This is a genomic window from Microbacterium halotolerans (genome assembly GCF_003569805.1).
Classification (GTDB): domain Bacteria; phylum Actinomycetota; class Actinomycetes; order Actinomycetales; family Microbacteriaceae; genus Microbacterium; species Microbacterium halotolerans.
Window position 1 is genome coordinate 545,466 of the sequence record NZ_KZ984052.1, and the last position, 15,302, is coordinate 560,767.

Below are 15,302 nucleotides of genomic sequence, written 5' to 3' on the forward strand. Positions count from 1 at the left end.
CCTCAGTTCGCGACGCGGGTGTCGCGCGAACGGGCCTCCAGCGTGCGTGCGTCGCGCTGCCGGATCGCGGACTCGCGCTCCCGCATCAGCGAGTACAGCGGAGCCGCGACGAACAGCGTCGAGTACGTCGCAACCAGGATGCCGACGAAGATCGCCAGCGAGATGTCACTGAGGGTGTCGGCGCCGAGCCAGAGAGCGCCGATGAACAGGATCGCGGCGACGGGAAGAGCGGCGACGACCGAGGTGTTGATCGAGCGCACCAGCGTCTGGTTGACGCCGAGGTTGACCGATTCGCCGAACGTGCGCTCGGAGTTCTCGCCGTCCTCGTGCGTGTTCTCGCGGATCTTGTCGAACACGACCGTGGTGTCGTACAGCGAATACGCGAGGATCGTGAGGAATCCGATCACCGCCGCGGGCGAGATCTCGAAGCCGGAGAGCGAGTACACGCCGATCGTGATGACGAGCACGTCGACCAGACCGATGATCGCGGCGACCGACATCTTCCACGTGCGGAAGTAGACCATCAGGATGATGAACGTCAGTGCGAGGAAGATCGCCAGGCCCCACAGCGACTGCTTGGTGACCTCTTCGCCCCAGGACGGTCCGATGAACGATGACGTCACCGCGCTCGTCTCGACGCCGTATGCGTCAGCGAGGGCCTTGGTGACATCCTGCGTCTGCGCATTGTCGAGTTCCGAAGTCTGCACACGGATGTCGCTGCCGCCGACGGTCGTGACCGTCGCGATGGCGCCGGGGATCGTGTCGGAGACAGTGTCCGATCCGATCAGCTGATCGGTCGTCGACGGGTTCGAGATCGTGAACTGCGAACCGCCGGTGAACTCGATCGACCACTCCACACCGCGCAGAAACGGCATCGCCGCCGACACCGCGACCAGTGCGAGGGCGATGATGAACCAGACGCGGCGCTTTCCGACGAACGGGACCGCGGACTTCCCGGTGTAGAGGTCGTTACCCAGCTGATTCATCGAGCGCATCAGGCGTCGCCTCCCTTGTTCGTCGAACCGCCTCGCACGGCGGGCTCCGCTTCCGCGAGCTTTCGCTCAGCGATGGTCTGACGCCGTTCGGCCTCGCCGCGCGACTTCTTCGCGCTGACGGTGGACGCGACGGGCTTTCGGAACTGCGCCCTGCCCCGGTAGACCGCACCGAGAGCGGTCGGATCGAGGCCGGAGAGCCGGTGACCACCGCCGAAGAAGCTCGTGCGAGACAGCAGCTGCATGACCGGATGGGTGAAGATCACGAAGATCAGGATGTCGAGGGCGGTCGTGATGCCGAGCGTGAACGCGAAGCCCTTCACCGTCGCATCCGCCAGGATGTACAGCACGACCGCGGCGAGCACGTTGATCGATTTCGAGATGAAGATGGTGCGCTTGGCACGGTTCCAGCCGTCCTCGACGGCGCCCGTGACCGATTTTCCGTCGCGGAGCTCGTCTCGGATGCGTTCGAAGTACACGATGAACGAGTCGGCGGTGAATCCGATCGTCACGATCAGTCCCGCGACGCCCGCAAGTGACAACCGGTATCCGAGTCGCCACGAGAGCAGACAGAGCAGGATGTACGTCAGCACGCCCATCACCATCAGAGAGGCGATGATCACCGTGCCCAGGACGCGGTACTGCGCCAGTGCGTAGAGGGCGACGAGCGCGAGGCCGATGAGGCCCGCGATCACTCCGATCTCCAGCTGCTGCTCACCGAGCGTCGCCGAGATGGTGTCGCTCGAGACGACCTCGAAGCTCAGCGGCAGTGCGCCGAACTTCAGCTGGTCGGCGAGCGCCTTGGCGCTGTCCTCGTCGAACGCGCCCGAGATGCTGGGACGGCCGTCCGTGATGACGGCATTCATCGTCGGTGCCGAGATGACAGAGCCGTCGAGCACGAACGCGAACATGTTCTGCGCACCCTGGCCCTGCTGCGCGTACAGACGCTTGCTGATGTCGCCGAAGGTCTTCGTGCCCTCGTCGTCGAAGCGGAGGTAGACCTCCCAGCGGCCGTTCTGCGGGCTCGTGCCGCTGGTGGCGTCCGTGAGCGCGTCACCGGTGATGTCGACGGGACCGAGAATGTACTTCGCCTGACCCGTCGGGTCGCACGCGACGATAGGCTCATCCGCCGGCGCATCCGCCGGGTTCACGTCGGGGTCGGCGCAGTCGAACGCGTTGAAGCGTGCCGCGAGGTGCTCCGAGACCTGATTCGGGTCATTCGGCGCGGTCGGTTCGGCGGTCGGCGTCTTCGCCATGCTGTCGTCCGGCGTGGGGTACGGCGTCTCCTCGCCGTCTTCGCCGACGAACGATGTGCCGCTGCCTGGGCCTGCGATCACCTCGCGCAGCTCGAGCTGGGCGCTCGACTCGATGCGTTCGCGCGTCTCGTCATCGATCTCACCGGGCATCTCGACGACGACGTTGCGGCCGCCCTGCGTCGTGACCGACGACTCGGAGACGCCAGAGGCATCGACGCGCTGACGGATGATCTCGACAGCCTGCTGCAGCTGCTCAGACGAGGGGTCAGCGCCTTCGGTCTGCGCTTCGAGGATGATCTGGGTGCCGCCCTGGAGGTCGAGTGCCAGTTCCGGCACCCAGGATGATTCTTTGAACCCCAACACGCCGAAAGCATTGGCGCCGGCGAGAACTGCGGTGAGGACGAGAAGTCCGATCAGGGCGCGCCACGCTCGGCGCACGGGAGTAGTCGGTGCCACGTAGAGGCCTTCGCTGGTCAGGGAGGAGGTGGGGAGAGGTTACTTCTTGTCTTCGTCTTCGGAGCCTGGCAGCTTCTCGACGCCCTCACCGTTCAGCGTATACGTACCGTCCGCGGACTCCACTTCGAGGTCGCTGTCTGCGCCCTCGTCGTCATCGGAAGCTTCGTCGTCGGGGCTCTCCTCGGGAGCGAGCTCGATCGAGTGCGCATGCAGGTCGACGACCACGCCTTCGGCGATCTCGATGCGCGCCGGCTTGGTCAGATCTTCCGCGTCGAACTCGACGATCGTGCCGTACAGGCCGGCGCGCGACATCACGCGAACACCCGGCACCATCTTCACCTGGCGCTCGGCCTCCGCTTCCTGTCGCTTCTTCGCCTGGCGACGGCTGTTGAAGATCATGAAGACCAGAAGCACGCCGAGGACGACGAAGAGCATGAGGGACATCGGGTCCATAGGAAAACAGAGCCTTTCAGAGGTGTGTCGTGCCGTCATCGGCACCGGTACGAGAATGCACCGCGGGTACGGCGTGAAATCTGCCGAAATTATAGTTCATCAAATTTAAGGGCCTCCTGGGCGCGAACGGCACCCATGTGATCGTACGCCTCAGGCGTCGCGACCCGCCCTCTGGGGGTTCGTCCCATGAAGCCGATACGCACCAGGTACGGTTCGACGACACTCTCCACCGTATCTGCTTCTTCGCCGACGGCCACAGCCAGCGTGCCCAATCCGACGGGGCCGCCCTTGAAGCGTCGTACCAGCGCGTCGAGCACTGCACGGTCGAGGCGATCGAGGCCGATCGCGTCGACGTCGTACAGCTCGAGGGCGGCTCTCACGTCTTCGATGGCCGGAGCGCTGCCACCGTGGTGCACGAGCGCGAAGTCTCGCACGCGGCGCAGCAGCCGGTTGGCGATACGAGGAGTGCCGCGCGAACGCTGCGCGATCTCGGAGCGTTCGGCAGCGCCCAGATCGACATCGAGCATGTCGGCGGAGCGACCGATCACGCGCTCGAGCTCCTCCGGCTCGTAGTACTCCAGGTGCGCGGTGAATCCGAAGCGATCACGCAGCGGATTGGGCAGCAGCCCCGATCGAGTGGTCGCGCCCACGAGCGTGAACGGCGCCAGTTCGAGCGGAATGCTGGTGGCACCCGCTCCTTTGCCCACCATGATGTCGATGCGGTAGTCCTCCATCGCCAGGTACAGCATCTCCTCGGCGGAGCGCGCCATCCGGTGGATCTCGTCGATGAACAGCACTTCGCCGGGCTGCAGGCTCGACAGCAGCGCCGCGAGGTCGCCCGCGTGCTGGATCGCCGGACCAGAGGACATCCGCAGCGGCGCGCCGGCCTCGTGCGCGACGATCATCGCGAGGGTCGTCTTGCCGAGGCCAGGAGGGCCGGCCAGCAGAATGTGGTCGGCCGCCCTGTCCTGGATGCGCGCGGCCTCGAGCAGGAGCTGGAGCTGTGCCCGCACCTTCTGCTGTCCGACGAACTCGTCGAGGCTGGCGGGGCGCAGCGCACCCTCGATAGCCAGTTCCGAGTCGTCGTTCGGCTGCGGACTCGTCACGTTGTCAGACATAGGCCCCCTCCGGAAGACGGCAATGCGTCGCCGCGCCTTCAGCCATTCGTCGTCCCCTTCGCCGGACCGAGAGCCGCCAGGGCGAGCCGCAGCAGCCCCTGCACGGAGGCGCGGTCGGCCTCACTCGCGCTGCCGGCGACCTGCGCGACGGCGTCTGCGGCGATGCGCTCCTGCCAACCGAGACCTGCCAGCGCTCGGACGACCTGGTCGGCCACGGCGGTGTCCGTCGTCGCGGGCGGAGCCGCTGTCGCAGGGGCAAGGGCGATTCCGTCGAGCTTGCCCTGCAGCTGCAGCGCGATCATCTTCGCCGTCTTCGGGCCGACCCCGCTCACCTTGCGGAATGGTCTGTCGTCCTCGGCCTGAACGGCCTCGGCGATCCGGTCGATCGTCAGCGTCGACAGCACGCCGAGTGCCGATTTCGGGCCGACCCCGGAGATTCCGATCAGGATGCCGAAAACCTCCAGCTCGGTGCGGTCGGCGAAGCCGAACAGCGTGAGCGAGTCCTCCCGCACGACCAGATTCGTGTGCAGTGCGAGCTCTTCGCCTTCGCGCGCCGTGCGCGCGACATCCGGCGGCACGAGGACGGAGAAGCCGACGCCGGAGACGTCGATGACGACCGAGTCGGCATCGGCGTGCAGCACCGGTCCGCGCAGAAGGGAGATCATCCTTACACCCTATTCAGCGCCGGGGACATCGGGCCCAGGCGCACCGCGCTGCGACCGTCAACGCCGTGCGGGCGCTCGCCCGGCGCGCTTCTCCGCCTCGGCCCATGCGCGCTGCGCCGGCGTGGCCGCCCCCGCTGCGGCGGCGCCCATTCCGGTGCCCGCGCCTGAACCGCCGCGCCACGCGTGGCACAGCGCGATGGCCACGGCGTCGGCGGCGTCGGCGGGTTTGGGCGGCGCGTCGAGGCGCAGCACGCGCGCGACCATGTTCTGCACCTGCAGCTTGTCGGCGCCGCCGTACCCGGTGATCGCAGCCTTCACCTCGCTCGGCGTGTGCATAGCCGCGGGAATCCCGTGCTCGGCAGCGAGCATCAGCGCGATGCCGGACGCCTGCGCCGTACCCATCACGGTCTGCAGATTGTGCTGCGCGAACACCCGCTCCACAGCGAGCACGGCGGGGTCGAACTCATCAAGAGCGCTCCGGATACCGGCCCCGATCGCGCGCAGACGCTCGGCCACGGGCGCGTCGAGGGGCGACCGCACGACCCCCACGTGCACGAGCCGTGCCGTACGATCCGGATCGACATCGACCACGCCGACCCCGCACCTGGTCAGCCCAGGATCGATCCCGATCACCCGCAGCGCATCCACACCCCCAGGCTACGCCGAACCGCCCCCGCTCCCCCGCAGGCATTCGGCTGAGCCTTCGCAGAATCCGTGTCCCGGATCAGCGATACGGCACACGAACGCCCCGTGGCCCGACAGGACCACGGGGCGCAGAGGTCGCGAGGATCAGTCCTCTTCGTCGTCCGAGGCCAGTTCGGCCTGCACCTCTTCCGAGATGTCGATGTTCGTGTAGATGTTCTGCACGTCGTCGCTGTCCTCGAGCGCGTCGATCAGCTTGAACACCTTGCGCGCTGTGTCGGCGTCGGCCGGTACCTTGACGTTCGCAACGAACTCGGCATCAGCCGACTCGTAGTCGATTCCCGCGTCGACGAGGGCCGTGCGCACGGCCACCATGTCGGTCGCCTCCGAGATGATCTCGAAGCCCTTCGGGTGCGCCTCGACCTCTTCGGCCCCCGCCTCGAGGGCCGCCATCATGACGTCGTCCTCGGAGGTGCCGCTGGCGCTGGCGACGATGACGCCCTTGCGCTCGAAGTTGAAGGAGACGCTGCCGGGGTCAGCCATGTTGCCGCCGTTGCGGCTCACGATCGTGCGCACCTCGCTCGCCGCGCGGTTCTTGTTGTCCGTCAGACACTCGATCAGCATCGCGACACCGCCAGCGGCGTAGGCCTCGTACATGATCGTCATGTACTCGACGGCCTCGCCGCCGATGCCTGCCCCGCGCTTGAGGGCGCGGTCGATGTTGTCGTTCGGCACCGACGTCTTCTTCGCCTTCTGCACAGCGTCGTACAGCGTCGGGTTGCCTGCGAGGTCGGCGCCGCCTGCGCGGGCTGCGACCTCGATGTTCTTGATCAGCTTGGCGAACGACTTGGCACGCTTGGCGTCGATCGCCGCCTTCTTGTGCTTCGTGGTCGCCCACTTGGAGTGTCCGGACATATGCCTCCTCGTACGTTGACGGCCGCAGCGCACGCCGTAGACGCACGCGTTCGGGCCTCGCACCATCTTACGCAGGTGGCGTCATCCGCCCATTCGACGCCTTCTGTACGGATCAGGACACGTAGATCGGCGTGCCCTCCGGCAGCGCCGCGAGCTTCGTGATCGCGTCGGCATCGACACGGATGCAGCCGTTCGAGATCGCTCCGCTGCGCACATCGTGGTAGTGGAACGCCGTGATCGCCACGTCCTGTCCGCCGAAACCGGCGAGCGTCGATGACTGCACCGACAGGTACACGATCGGGTGCCCCCTTGCGTACGCGAAGCTGGTCACCTCGGTCATCATCACGAACGAGCGCCCCTTCGGCGTCGGCGTCGCATCCGTGCCCCACGCGAAGTCGGTGGCGATCGTCTCGCGCCGGGCGTCATCGCCGGCGCCCGTGACGATGTCGACGGTGCCCGCGCCGAGATCGACTTCCACACTGCTGTCGAGCCCTTCCAGCTGCACGTCGTCGGCGCGCAGCCATCCGGTCAGCTGACCCGCATCGCCGTCACCCGCGCGGGCCTGGCGTCCGACCAGCAGCACCTTCACCCAGTGGTCGTGCTGCTCGATGACGGGAACCACGGTGCCGCCGTAGCGCTGCTTCTGCGGCAGCCAGGCGACAGGGTCCTCCGCGGGGTCGGCGAACACTGCGGCCCCATCCACCTCGTCCGGAGTGGCGGTGACACCGATCGCGGGCTCGTCCGGCGCGTCATCGACAGGAAGTGCGCCATTGACCATGAACACGTCGACGACCGGGTAGTCGTCGGCGCTGTAGCTGGAGCTGTTCTCGGCGGGCCCCGACGGCGTCGGGCTCGGGTCAACGGTGGCAGTCGGGGTCGGCGCGGGGTCTGCTGACGGCTGCGCGGTGATCCCACGCACCCAGATGACGGCAAGCGGAATCATCGCGACCACGACCAGAGTCGCCACGACGATCCCCGCGATCCCGACAGCGCGCTTCGACATAGGTCAATAGTGGCATGATCGAGGGATGAAGGTTCTGTCGATTCAGTCCGCCGTCGCCTACGGCCATGCCGGCAATTCCGCAGCTGTCTTCCCGATGCAGCGCATCGGCGTGGAGGTGCTGCCGGTCCACACCGTGAACTTCTCCAATCACACCGGCTACGGTGCGTGGCGCGGCCCCGTGATGGACCCTCAGGACGTCTCGGATGTGATCACGGGTGTCGAGGAGCGCGGCGCATTCGGCGATCTCGATGCCGTGCTCAGCGGGTACCAGGGCTCCGAGGGCATCGCAGACGTCATCATCGACGCCGTCGCCCGTGTGAAGGCCGTCAATCCGAAGGCGGTGTACGCCTGCGATCCGGTGATGGGCAACGCGAAGTCCGGATGCTTCGTCGCCCCGGCGATTCCGGATCTGCTGCGCGAGAAGGTCGTGCCGGTGGCCGACATCATCACGCCGAATCAGTTCGAGCTCGGCTACCTCACCGGCACCGCGCCCGACACCATCGACTCGACTCTGGCGTCTGCCGATGCGGCACGGGCGATGGGCCCGCGCACAGTGCTCGTCACGAGCGTCGAGCGCCCGGATCGCGACGAGGGAACGATCGAGATGATGGCGATCGACGACGAGGGCGCGTGGATCGTGACGACCCCGCACCTGCCGATGAAGGCGAACGGATCCGGCGACGTGACGGCGGCGCTGTTCACCTCGCACTATGTGCTGACCGGTTCGGCTTCCGAGGCGCTTGCGCGCACCGCGTCGAGCGTGTTCGGCGTGCTCGAGGAGACCCACGCTGCCGGTTCCAAGGAACTGCGTCTCGTCGAGGCGCAGCACCACTACGCAGATCCCCGTCTGGAGTTCGAGGTCCGTCGCCTGCGCTGATCCGCGCTCGGTCGACGCGGCCGTCAGAGGGACTCGCCGATGATCCGTGCCGCCGTGTCATACGAGCCGACGTCGCGGCCGGCGAAGCCGAGCCGGAGGTATCGCGCCGTCGGCTCAGCCGGGAACCAATCGTCGCCGCTGGCGATGACCACTCCGCGCGCCTCGCACCGGCGCACCAGATCCGGCAGATCGGTGCCGTCGTCGAGCCTGACCCACAGGTGCAGGCCGCCGGGAGGTACGACGTCGATGCTCGCACCCGGCAGATGCGCACGCACGGCATCGACGAGCAGGTCGCGCCGCGACGCCAGCTGATCGCGCAGTCCTCGCAGGTGCGTGCGCCACGCCGGCTGCGTCACCACGTCCAGGGCGGCGGCCTGGAGCACACCGCTGACGTACATGGTCTGCGCCTGCAGATCGGCGAGCAGCCGCTCGCGCAGGGGGCCGCGGGCGATCACGGCGGCGACCCTGATGGCGGGCGAGACGCTCTTGGTCAGCGACCGCACGTACACGACGTGCCCTGCGTCGTCCTGCGCGGCGACGGGCGACGGCTCGGATGTGATCCCGAAGTCGTGCGCCCAGTCGTCCTCGATCATGAATGCCCCCCGAGCGCGGACGACATCGAGCACCTCGGTCGCCCGCGACGGTGTCCACTGCGCGCCCGTCGGGTTCGCGAACGTCGGTTGGGCGTAGAAGCCGCGTGCGCCGGTCTCCGCGAAGGCGCGGTCGAGCGCATCCGGATCGGGCCCTTCCGGCCCCGACGCCACGGGACGCAGCGTCACGCCTGCCTGCGAGGCCGCCAGGATCGCGCCCCAGTACGTCGGCGATTCGATGAGCAGGACGCCGCCCCGCCCCGCGATGCTGCGGAACAGCGACCCGAGCGCGATCTGACTGCCCGGCGTGATGATCACGTCCTTCGCCGCCGGGGCCGCCAGCGCCGTCGGCACCGACCGGCCCAGTTCAGCGGCGAACCAGGATCGGAGCTCCGGCATGCCCGCCGGCGACTGGCGGACCGTGGCGGCCTCGCCGCGCGCTGCGCGGATGAGCGCGGATCCGACCAGCCGTGCCGGCAGCAGTTCGCTGTCCGGGTACCCTGAGTTCAGCTCGATGACATCAGCCGAAGAGGAGCGCTGCGCCGCCAGCACAGACGGAAGCCCGTGCTCCGGTGAGCCGAGCGCCGCGGTCTGCCAGTCGAAGTCCTGGATGTGCGCGCGCCGCACCGACCGGACGAACGCTCCCGCGCCAGGGCGAGTCTCGATCAGTCCCAGCGTCACCAGGGAACGCAGCGCCCGCTGCACGGTCACAGGGCTCGCGGCATGCCGCCTGGCCAGGTCTCGTGTCGACGGCAGTCTCGCACCTGACGCGGCGGAGGCGATCCATCCGCGCAGGTCGTCGACGATGCGATCACTGCTATCGTGTTTCATGACACGTAACGATAGCGCTACTCTTCACCTACGCAACCCGATACTCGACAATCGGCGCGGTCTCGGCTGGGGCCTGCTGGGGGTCAGCGCCTTCTCGTTCACCGTGCCGCTCACCCGCATCGCCGTCGAGGCCGATCGGATGTCGCCGCTGTTCGTCGGCGCGGGGCGTGCCGTCGTCGCGGCGGTTCTGGCTGGAGCAGCGCTGCTCCTCACCCGACAGCGCTTGCCGCGCGGCCGGGAATGGTTGAGCGTCGCCATCGTCGCAGCGGGAGCGGTCGCTGGTTTCCCGCTGCTGACCTCATTCGCACTCACCCAGACATCCGCTGCTCACGGCGCGGTCGTCATCGCGCTGCTGCCTGCGGCCACCGCGGTCGTGGCCGTGCTGCGCACCCGCGAGCGACCGCGACCTGCGTTCTGGGGCGCCGCTGTCGCGGGGGCAGCGGCCGCTGTGACGTTCGCCGCTCTCCAGGGCGGCGGACTCGGTCGGCTGCACGGCTCCGACGCGCTGCTGTTCGCCGCCGTCGCGGTCTGTGCCGTCGCCTACGCGGAGGGCGGGGTGCTCTCACGGACGCTCGGCTCCTGGCAGACGATCTCCTGGGCGCTCGTGGTCGCCTCCCCCGTCATGGCAGCCGCCACAGGCGTCGCCGTTGTGGATCAGCCTCCGAGCGCCACCCCAGTGCAGTGGGCGTGTTTCGCCTATCTGTGCGCAGTGAGTATGTTCCTCGGCTTCTTCGCCTGGTATCGGGGGCTCGCAATCGGACCCATCTCGCAGGTCAGCCAGGTGCAGCTCGCGCAGCCGGTGATGAGCATCTGCTGGGCCGCACTGCTCCTGCACGAACGCATCACACCGGCAACGCTCCTCGGTGGCGCAGCCGTCGTCGCGTGCGCCCTGATCGCGGTGCGGACGCGTTCCGGTGGGCATGCACCGCCGGCGCCGGCGCGACGCTGATCGGTCAGACGCCGACGCGGTCGAGGAACCGGCGGTGGAAGCGGGTCTCCCCCGTCTCCTCCGGGTGGAACGACGTGGCCATCGCCTGCCCGCTCTCGACCGCGACGACTCTGCCGTCGACGTCGGCGAGCACCGCGACATCCGGCCCGACCTCCTCGACCACAGGTGCTCTGATGAAGACCGCATGCACGGGCTCCGTGCCGAGCGCCGGTACGTCGAGCTCGGTCTCGAACGATTCGTTCTGTCTGCCGAAGGCGTTGCGCCTGACGGCGATGTCGAGACCGCCGAAGGTCTGCTGGCCCGAGATGCCGTCCATCAGCCGGTCGGCGAGCAGGATCATGCCCGCGCATGTTCCGAACACCGGCAGGCCGCCGCGGATGCGTTCGACGATAGGTGCGCGCACGTCGAAGGCCCGCGCCAGCTTGTCGATCGCCGACGATTCCCCGCCCGGCAGTACGAGACCGTCGATCCCGTGCAGATCATCCGGCCTGCGCACGAGCGCTGTGCGCGCCCCCAACTCCTCGAGCACCGCGACGTGCTCGCGCACGTTCCCCTGCAGCGCGAGCACTCCGATGCGGGGCGTCACCACCCCCGATCGGCCAGACGATGCGGGGCGGGGATGTCTGCGACGTTGATGCCGACCATGGCCTCGCCCAACCCCCGCGAGACCTCGGCGACGGCAGCCGGGTCGTCGTACAGCGTGGTCGCCTTCACGATCGCCTTCGCCCTGGCCGCGGGGTCGCCGGAGCGGAAGATGCCGGAGCCCACGAAGACTCCGTCTGCGCCGAGCTGCATCATCATGGCGGCGTCGGCAGGGGTTGCCACGCCGCCTGCCGTGAACAGCACCACGGGCAGCTTGCCGGTGCGGGCGATCTCCGAGACCAGCTCGTACGGCGCCTGCAGCTCCTTGGCCGCAACGTACAGCTCGTCGTCGCTCTTCGATGCCAGCGCCCGGATCTCACCAGTGATCTGCCGGATGTGCCGCGTCGCCTCCGAGACGTCGCCGGTGCCGGCCTCACCCTTGGAGCGGATCATCGCCGCTCCCTCGGTGATGCGACGCAGCGCTTCGCCGAGGTTCGTCGCTCCGCAGACGAAAGGCACCGTGAACGGCCACTTGTCGATGTGGTTGACGTAGTCCGCGGGCGAGAGCACCTCCGACTCGTCGACGTAGTCGACGCCGAGCTCCTGCAGCACCTGCGCCTCGACGAAGTGCCCGATGCGCGCCTTCGCCATCACCGGGATCGACACCGCGTCGATGATGCCGTCGATCAGGTCCGGATCACTCATCCTGGCCACGCCGCCCTGGGATCGGATGTCGGCGGGCACGCGCTCGAGGGCCATCACGGCCACCGCTCCCGCGTCTTCGGCGATCTTCGCCTGGTCTGCGGTGACGACGTCCATGATGACGCCGCCGACGAGCATGTCGGCAAGGCCTCGCTTGACGCGTGAGGTGCCGGTTTCTGCCTGGGTCATGGTGCTCCCTCTCGAACGGATGTTTTGTCCTAGGCCAAAGCGTACCTGCTGCGAACGGTAGGCTCGCACCATTCGTCACACAGCGACACGGGAGAGTGGATGGCCGATTCGATCGAGGGCACGACCGCGGTCGAGATCGCCGGCAGCGTGCGCTCGCTGATCGAACGCGGACGCCTCTCCCCCGGCGAGGTGCTTCCACCTGTCCGTACCCTCGCCGACCGACTCGGCGTCAATCGCAACACCGCCACCGCGGCATACCGTCGGCTGGCAGAGGCCGGTCTGGTGATCGCCGCGGGCCGAGGCGGTACCCGTGTCGCCGCTCCGGAGGAGGTCGCGCGCGAGGGATACTCCGACACCGCGCTGCGGGACGTGGGCAACGGCAATCCGGATCCGACTCTCATTCCGGATCTCTCCGGTGCGCTCCGAGCGGTCGTCGGCCGGCCCGTGCTGTACGGCGCACCCGTCGTCGACCCCGACCTCGAGGCGTGGTCGCTGGAGACGATGGCCGACGACCTCGCTCCGTCCGAGATCCGGGTCAGCGTCACCAGCGGCGCGGCCGACGCGCTGGAGCGGCTGCTGGCCGGCTCGCTCTCCCGCGGCGATGCCGTGGCGATCGAGGACCCCGGCTTCCTCACCGGCATCCACACGATCCGCGTCGGCGGCTTCACGGCCATCGGTGTTCCCATCGACGATCAGGGCATGACACCGGATGGCCTTCGCCGCGCGCTCGAACAGGGTGCGCGAGCGGTGATCTGCACACCGCGGGCGCAGAACCCGACAGGCGCCTCAGTCTCGCCAGAGCGAGCCGCGGAGCTGCGGGAGGTGCTCGCACGGCATCCGTATGCCCTCGTCGTCGAGGACGACCACTTCTCACTGCTGTCGGCGCGACCGTTCCGCTCGATCGTGCCGATGACGCACCGCCGCTTCGCCCTGGTGCGCAGCGTGTCGAAGTTCCTCGGGCCGGATATGAGCCTCGCGCTCGTCGCCAGCGACCCGCACACCGCGAAGCGACTCGGAATGCGCCTGCGTCCAGGCACGGCGTGGGTCAGCCACCTGCTGCAGCGCCTGTCCCTGGCGCTGCTCACCGACGACGACGTGCGCACGCAGATCGCTGCGGCAGGCGAGCACTACGCCTCCCGCAATGCGGCGTTCTGCCGAACCCTGGCGGTCCACGGCATCGACTGCTCTCCCGGCGACGGGCTCAACGTGTGGGTGCCGGTGGCCGCTCCGGCCCCTGCGGTCTCCGAGCACCTCGAGCTGCGCGGTTGGCTGGTGCGCACCGAGAACGAGTTCCGAGTCGCAGGCACATCAGACCACGTCGCCTCGCATCACATCCGCGTCACCGCCCACGCTCTCAGCGACGCCGATCAGCGAGCTCTCGCGGCCGACATCGCGACCGCGCACCTCCCGTGAACCGCGCTCTGCCGCGCTCGGAGTCGTGTCAGCACGCGCGTAGGGTGGAAAGGTGCCGCTCGCCCCTCCGCTTCGCCGCCAGAGAGTGGCGGACCGACCGCGCTGCGCGGAAAGCGGGCGCTGATGGACCTCCGTGAACTGTTGGACCGTGCCGAGCTCGGCCTCTCGGTCATCGTCGCTGCGCCAGGGGCACTGTCCGCACCGGTGCGCAGCGGCTACATCACAGATCTCCCCGACCCCGGTCGCTTCCTGTCCGGCGGCGACGTCGTTCTGACCAGCGGTCTCTGGCTGAGTGTGCCCGATGGTGCTGCGCGATTCGTCGGAGCACTGGCGTCGAGCGGAGCCTCGGCGGTCGTGCTCGGCACCATCGAGATCGGCGTGGTGCCCGCCGAAGTCGTCGAGCTGTGCAGGCAGCACCGCGTCTCCCTCCTCACGATCGCCCCCGGCGTGTCGTTTCGCGATGTCGCCTCAGCCATCGCCGACGCGCAGCCCGAATCGCTCGCCGGTGCGGCCTCACGCAGCGCAGAGTTCCGCCGAAGACTCTCCGCCGTGCTCGCACATGGAGACGGCCTCGATGCCCTGCTCGCGCTCGGCAGCGAGGCGCTCCGAGCCGCGTGCTGGATTGCGGACGACCGGGGCACCGTGGTCGCCGGACGCGCGCCTTCCGCTGAGGTGTCAGGGAAACTCTGGAACGACGTGGTCGTCAGCGGGAACGAGCAAGCGGCGACGCACGGTCACAACGCCTCCGCGGGACTGCGCATCGGCGACGATCCGCCGGTCGGTGTGCTCTGCTTCGTCGGGCATCCGCCACCAGGTCTCGACGGCGAGCCAGCTCTCGAACTGGGTGCCCTCCTCGGCGCTGTCAGGGTGGAGATGGAACTCGCGCTCCGTTGGCGCAGGGCGCGCAGCGCTCAGACGGGCGAGCTCTTCAGCCAGATCGCATCGCACGAGGCGTCGCCGGGCATCATCTCGGCACGTCTGCGTTTGGAAGGTCTCGATCCGCAGGCCGAGACCGTCACGATCGCTGCTCGGACCGATGATCGCGGGTTCCCTGTGGATACGGTCGCCGCGCTCCTCGAACGTTCCGCGGCGGCCGCCGGGCTCACGGTCCTCTCCACGGACTTCGGGGGCACCGCACTGCTGCTCGTCAACGGCGACGGCGCAGAGGAGTGGGTCCCTGGTCTGACAGATCTGCGCGACGCGGAGGCCGACGCGCTCCTCGGCGATCGCCGTCTCTTCCTGGGTGTGGGCGATGCGATCAGCGGGGTCAGCAGGCTCGCCTCGAGCCTGCAGACCGCCTCCACCCGCCTCGATTCCGCGCCGACCGGCGGCGGTGAACCCGTGGTCGTCGCCACCGCAGTGCACGTCGGGGGCTTCCGCGCGCTGCTGCACCTGCTCGGCGACGGGACCAGGCGCGGTTTCGCCGACGAAGTCCTCGCCCCGATCCTCGAGTACGACCGGCGCAACGATGCCGATCTCATCGCCACGCTCCGCGCCTTCCTCGACGGCGACGGCGCTTGGCAGGAGACCGCCAGAGCGCTGCATCTGCATCCGAACACGCTGCGCTACCGGATGGCACGGATCAGGGAGCTCACCGGGCGCGACGTGGCGAGGCTGAGCGACCGAGTCGATCTCTTCCTGGCGCTCGCCTGTCTCGACGACGCCTGAC

The 15,302-nt window shown here is 68.5% G+C and carries 15 protein-coding genes; 4 read left to right on the plus strand and 11 right to left on the minus strand.

What is annotated here, in order from left to right:
• Positions 1-2 precede the first annotated feature (2 nt).
• The 8 genes from secF to DZG09_RS11885 form a co-directional block, all read right to left on the minus strand.
• Positions 3-995 carry a protein translocase subunit SecF gene (gene secF, locus DZG09_RS11850; protein WP_119697910.1) on the minus strand — a complete coding sequence of 331 codons (993 nt, stop codon included), beginning with the start codon at positions 993-995 and terminating at the stop codon, positions 3-5.
• Positions 995-2,704, minus strand: a complete 1,710-nt coding sequence (secD, locus tag DZG09_RS11855; protein WP_119697911.1) for a protein translocase subunit SecD — start codon at positions 2,702-2,704, stop codon at positions 995-997. The genes secF and secD overlap by 1 nt, the downstream gene beginning before the upstream one ends.
• A gap of 39 nt (positions 2,705-2,743) precedes the next feature.
• On the minus strand, positions 2,744-3,148 hold the full coding sequence (locus DZG09_RS11860; RefSeq protein WP_162893298.1) for a preprotein translocase subunit YajC: 405 nt from the start codon (positions 3,146-3,148) through the stop codon (positions 2,744-2,746).
• Positions 3,149-3,246: 98 nt separating this feature from the next.
• Positions 3,247-4,275, minus strand: coding sequence for a Holliday junction branch migration DNA helicase RuvB (gene ruvB, locus DZG09_RS11865; RefSeq protein WP_119697913.1), 1,029 nt, complete (start codon positions 4,273-4,275; stop codon positions 3,247-3,249).
• Between the two features lie 38 nt (positions 4,276-4,313).
• Positions 4,314-4,940, minus strand: a complete 627-nt coding sequence (gene ruvA, locus DZG09_RS11870) for a Holliday junction branch migration protein RuvA (RefSeq protein ID WP_119697914.1) — start codon at positions 4,938-4,940, stop codon at positions 4,314-4,316.
• Positions 4,941-4,997: 57 nt separating this feature from the next.
• Positions 4,998-5,588 (minus strand): crossover junction endodeoxyribonuclease RuvC, encoded by a 591-nt coding sequence (ruvC, locus tag DZG09_RS11875; protein ID WP_240423982.1) that lies wholly within the window; start codon positions 5,586-5,588, stop codon positions 4,998-5,000.
• Between the two features lie 141 nt (positions 5,589-5,729).
• Positions 5,730-6,497, minus strand: coding sequence for a YebC/PmpR family DNA-binding transcriptional regulator (locus DZG09_RS11880; protein WP_119697915.1), 768 nt, complete (start codon positions 6,495-6,497; stop codon positions 5,730-5,732).
• 112 nt (positions 6,498-6,609) lie between these two features.
• On the minus strand, positions 6,610-7,500 hold the full coding sequence (locus DZG09_RS11885) for a L,D-transpeptidase (RefSeq protein WP_119697916.1): 891 nt from the start codon (positions 7,498-7,500) through the stop codon (positions 6,610-6,612).
• Between the two features lie 25 nt (positions 7,501-7,525).
• Between DZG09_RS11885 and pdxY the strand changes: the two genes are divergently transcribed.
• The gene (gene pdxY, locus DZG09_RS11890) at positions 7,526-8,377 is read left to right on the plus strand and encodes a pyridoxal kinase PdxY (protein WP_119697917.1); all 852 of its coding nucleotides are present in this window, start codon (positions 7,526-7,528) and stop codon (positions 8,375-8,377) included.
• A 23-nt stretch (positions 8,378-8,400) separates the two neighbouring features.
• Here the strand turns inward: pdxY and DZG09_RS11895 are convergent, their stop codons facing one another.
• A complete protein-coding gene (locus DZG09_RS11895; protein WP_119697918.1) occupies positions 8,401-9,798 on the minus strand; it encodes an aminotransferase-like domain-containing protein in 1,398 nt (465 codons plus the stop codon).
• Here DZG09_RS11895 and DZG09_RS11900 point away from each other — a divergent pair.
• Positions 9,797-10,747, plus strand: a complete 951-nt coding sequence (locus tag DZG09_RS11900) for a DMT family transporter (RefSeq protein ID WP_119697919.1) — start codon at positions 9,797-9,799, stop codon at positions 10,745-10,747. The genes DZG09_RS11895 and DZG09_RS11900 overlap by 2 nt on opposite strands.
• A 4-nt stretch (positions 10,748-10,751) precedes the next feature.
• Here the strand turns inward: DZG09_RS11900 and pdxT are convergent, their stop codons facing one another.
• Positions 10,752-11,336, minus strand: coding sequence for a pyridoxal 5'-phosphate synthase glutaminase subunit PdxT (gene pdxT / locus DZG09_RS11905; protein ID WP_119697920.1), 585 nt, complete (start codon positions 11,334-11,336; stop codon positions 10,752-10,754).
• Positions 11,330-12,220, minus strand: coding sequence for a pyridoxal 5'-phosphate synthase lyase subunit PdxS (gene pdxS / locus DZG09_RS11910; protein ID WP_119697921.1), 891 nt, complete (start codon positions 12,218-12,220; stop codon positions 11,330-11,332). Before pdxS ends, pdxT begins: the two co-directional genes overlap by 7 nt.
• A 99-nt stretch (positions 12,221-12,319) precedes the next feature.
• Here pdxS and DZG09_RS11915 point away from each other — a divergent pair, with 99 nt between their 5' ends.
• Together DZG09_RS11915 and DZG09_RS11920 are read left to right on the plus strand one after the other, a co-directional pair.
• A complete protein-coding gene (locus DZG09_RS11915; RefSeq protein WP_119697922.1) occupies positions 12,320-13,633 on the plus strand; it encodes an aminotransferase class I/II-fold pyridoxal phosphate-dependent enzyme in 1,314 nt (437 codons plus the stop codon).
• A 123-nt stretch (positions 13,634-13,756) separates the two neighbouring features.
• Positions 13,757-15,301 (plus strand): PucR family transcriptional regulator, encoded by a 1,545-nt coding sequence (locus DZG09_RS11920; RefSeq protein ID WP_119697923.1) that lies wholly within the window; start codon positions 13,757-13,759, stop codon positions 15,299-15,301.
• Position 15,302: the final 1 nt, after the last annotated feature.